Raw genomic sequence first — 2,910 nt, forward strand, 5'->3', positions numbered from 1 at the left:
GGCGGACGCGGCCGACCGCCTCGCCCGCGTCCTGGTCGCCGCCAACCGCGCCCACCTGCCCTGGGCCGCCTGATGGCCGCGGACGTTCTCGTCGCCGTCGACGGCGGCAACAGCAAGACCGACGCGGCCGTCGCCACCACCGCCGGCGAGCTGCTGGCCACCGTGCGCGGCGGCGGGTTCCGCCCGCAGGCCGCCGGGCTCGACGCCGCCCTCGACGCGCTGACGGCGGACATCGGCAGGGCGCTGCGGGACGCCGGGGTCCGGACCGGCGGCGTCGTCCACCTGGCCGCCTACATGGCCAACGTCGACCTGCCCGGCGAGGACGAGCGGCTGGAGAAGCTCCTGCTCTCCCGGGGCGCCGCGCCGAGCGTGACGGTCGGCAACGACACGTTCGCGCTGCTGCGCAGCGCCGTCACCGAGGGCTGGGGCGTCGCGGTGGTCTGCGGCGCCGGCATCAACTGCGCGGGCGTCGCCCCCGACGGGCGCACCGCGCGGTTCCCGTCCCTCGGCGCCCACACCGGCGACTGGGGCGGCGGCGGCGAGCTCGGCCGCGCGGCTCTGTGGCACGCCATCCGCGGCGAGGACGGCCGGGGACCGGAGACGGCGCTGACCACCGCGGTCGCCGCCCACTTCGGTCTGGCCCGCGCCATCGACGTGGGCCTCGCCCTCCACCTCCGCGAGATCGACCGGGGGCGGCTCACCGCCCTGGCGCCCGTCCTGCTCGACATCGCCGAGGCCGGCGACCGGGTGGCCCGCGGCGTGGTGCTCCGGCTTGCGGAGGAGGTGGCGATCCTCGGCTCGGTCGCGCTGCGCCGCCTGGACCTGCTGGACACCCCCGCCGACGTCGTCCTCGGCGGCGGGGTCCTGGCGGCCCGCCGGCCGCTGCTGATGGAAGCGGTCGCGGACCGCTACGCCGACCTCGCCCCCCGCGCCCGCCTGCTGGTCCCCGAGGACCCCCCGCTGCTCGGCGCCGCGCTCCTCGCCCTCGACCACGTCGCCGCCCCGCCGTCCGCCCACGCGGCCCTGCGCACCGCGTTCCGCCGCCGCTGACCCGCGGTCGGGCCGTCGCCGCCGGGATGCCTACCATGGCGTTGGACGGACGGTCCGGAGCGTCTCGACTCGCCGAACGACCTCCGCCCTTGACGTTGTAAGGTTCCGGCGGTGCGGGAGGGGGACGCCGTGGAGATCGGGTTCGCGGTGCCGGGGTCCGGCGCGTGGGCGACCCCGCGCAACCAGGTGACGGTGGCGCGGCGCGCCGAGGAGCTCGGCTACCGCTCGCTCTGGACGCTGCAGCGAGTCCTCAACCCCGCCGGGTCGACCGACCTCACCTACCGCAACGTCCCCGACCCGCTGATCACCCTGGCCTACCTCGCCGCCCACACCTCCCGGGCGCGGCTCGGCGTCGCGGTCGTGAACCTTCCGTTCTACGCGCCCCCGATCCTCGCCAAGCAGGCCGCCACCCTCGACCACGTCAGCGGGGGACGCCTGGACCTCGGCCTCGGGATCGGCTGGATGCGCGAGGAGTTCGCGGCGGTCGGCGCCCCCATGGAGCGCCGCGGCGCCCGCGCCGAGGAGTTCGTCGCCGCGCTGCGCGCCCTGTGGGCCGGCGGACCCGGGGACGCGGCGCGATTCCACGGCGAGTTCTACGACATCCCGCCCGTGACGATGGACCCGCGCCCGCTCCAGCCGTCCGGGCCGCCGATCCTGCTGGGCGGCGGCGCCGAACCCGCGCTGCGGCGCGCGGGCCGGCTGGCCGAGGGCTGGGTCAGCTCCAGCCGCGCCGACCTCGCCGCGATCGGCCGCTCCGTGGAGGTGGTGCGGGAGGCGGCCGAGGAGGCCGGGCGGGACGCGTCCGCGCTGCGGTTCGTGTGCCGGGGCGCGGTCCGGGTCCGCCCCGCGGGACGGGAAAAGCGGCGCCCGCTCACCGGCTCCCTCGAGGAGATCCGCGGCGACTTCGGGGCGCTGGCGAGGCAGGGCGTCACCGAGCTGTTCCTCGACCTGAACTTCGATCCGGAGATCACCGGGCCGGACGCCGATCCGGACGCGTCGCTGGACCGCGCCCTGGAGGCGCTGGAGGCGTTCGCGCCGGGGTCCTGACTACAGGGGCGGCCGCCGCGCCTCCCAGGGGGTGCTGAGCACGACCGTGGTGCGCGTCGCGACGTTGGCGGCGGCGCGGATCTTCTGCAGCAGGTCCTCCAGCTCGTTCGGCGAGGCGACCCGGACCTTGAGGATGTAGCTCTCCTCCCCCGCCACCGAGTGGCACGCCTCGATCGCCTGCAGGTGCGCCAGCCGGTCGGGGGCGTCGTCGGGGGCCGCCGGGTCGATCGGCTTGATCGACACGAAGGCGGTCAGCGGAAGGCCGATCTCCCGGTTGTCGAGCTGGGCGGCGAAGCCCTTGATGACGCCGCGCTTCTGCAGCCGCCGGACGCGCTGGTGCACCGCCGACACCGACAGGCCCGTCTCCTTGGCCAGATCGGTGAAACTCATGCGCCCGTCATCGGCCAGCAGGGCCATGATTTGACGATCGATCTCCTCCACGCGGGAAATCTAGCGCGCCGGAGCCCGTGCGCGGGCCCCGTTCGATCACGGATCGGCTTTCCCGCAAAGGCGGAAGCGCAGCGCTACCGGCGCGCGGAGCGCAGCGGCCCGCAGCTACCGCGCACCACCAGCTCCGTCGGCAGCACGACCGGGCCTCCCCTGCCGCGCCGGGCGGGCTCGCGCAGCAGCAGCTCGCAGGCGCGGTAGCCGATGTCGTGGCCGGGCCTGGCCACGGCGGTCAGGGGCGGATCGCACAGCTCCGCCCACGCGACGTCGATATGGGAGGCGATGAGATGGTCGAAGTCGCCGTCCTTGGCTCCAAGGATGAGCGCTTCTATCTCGGGGCGGGTGTAGATGAGGGCCGGGCCCTCG

At 75.9% G+C, this 2,910-nt stretch carries 4 protein-coding genes; 2 read left to right on the forward strand and 2 right to left on the reverse strand.

Translation table 11 applies throughout. The features are described 5' to 3' along the window. Positions 1-72 precede the first annotated feature (72 nt). On the forward strand, positions 73-1,050 hold the full coding sequence (locus AB0K37_RS41480; RefSeq protein WP_363991540.1) for a BadF/BadG/BcrA/BcrD ATPase family protein: 978 nt from the start codon (positions 73-75) through the stop codon (positions 1,048-1,050). A gap of 111 nt (positions 1,051-1,161) precedes the next feature. Further along, a complete protein-coding gene (locus AB0K37_RS41485; RefSeq protein ID WP_363991542.1) occupies positions 1,162-2,097 on the forward strand; it encodes a TIGR03619 family F420-dependent LLM class oxidoreductase in 936 nt (311 codons plus the stop codon). Here AB0K37_RS41485 and AB0K37_RS41490 read toward each other — a convergent pair whose 3' ends face one another. Both AB0K37_RS41490 and AB0K37_RS41495 read right to left on the reverse strand, forming a co-directional pair. After that, the gene (locus AB0K37_RS41490; protein ID WP_345183031.1) at positions 2,098-2,538 is read right to left on the reverse strand and encodes an Lrp/AsnC family transcriptional regulator; all 441 of its coding nucleotides are present in this window, start codon (positions 2,536-2,538) and stop codon (positions 2,098-2,100) included. A gap of 83 nt (positions 2,539-2,621) precedes the next feature. After that, positions 2,622-2,910 (reverse strand): substrate-binding domain-containing protein (locus tag AB0K37_RS41495; protein ID WP_363991545.1); only part of this gene is annotated, 289 nt, incomplete at its 5' end.

Origin of the sequence: Actinomadura sp. NPDC049753, assembly GCF_040674655.1 — a bacterium.
In the GTDB taxonomy this organism is placed as follows: domain Bacteria; phylum Actinomycetota; class Actinomycetes; order Streptosporangiales; family Streptosporangiaceae; genus Spirillospora; species Spirillospora verrucosospora.

Excerpts from the sequence above, each read along its gene's own strand:
- AB0K37_RS41480 (WP_363991540.1), top strand. The coding sequence starts at position 73 with ATGGCCGCGGACGTTCTCGTCGCCGTCGACGGCGGCAACAGCAAGACC.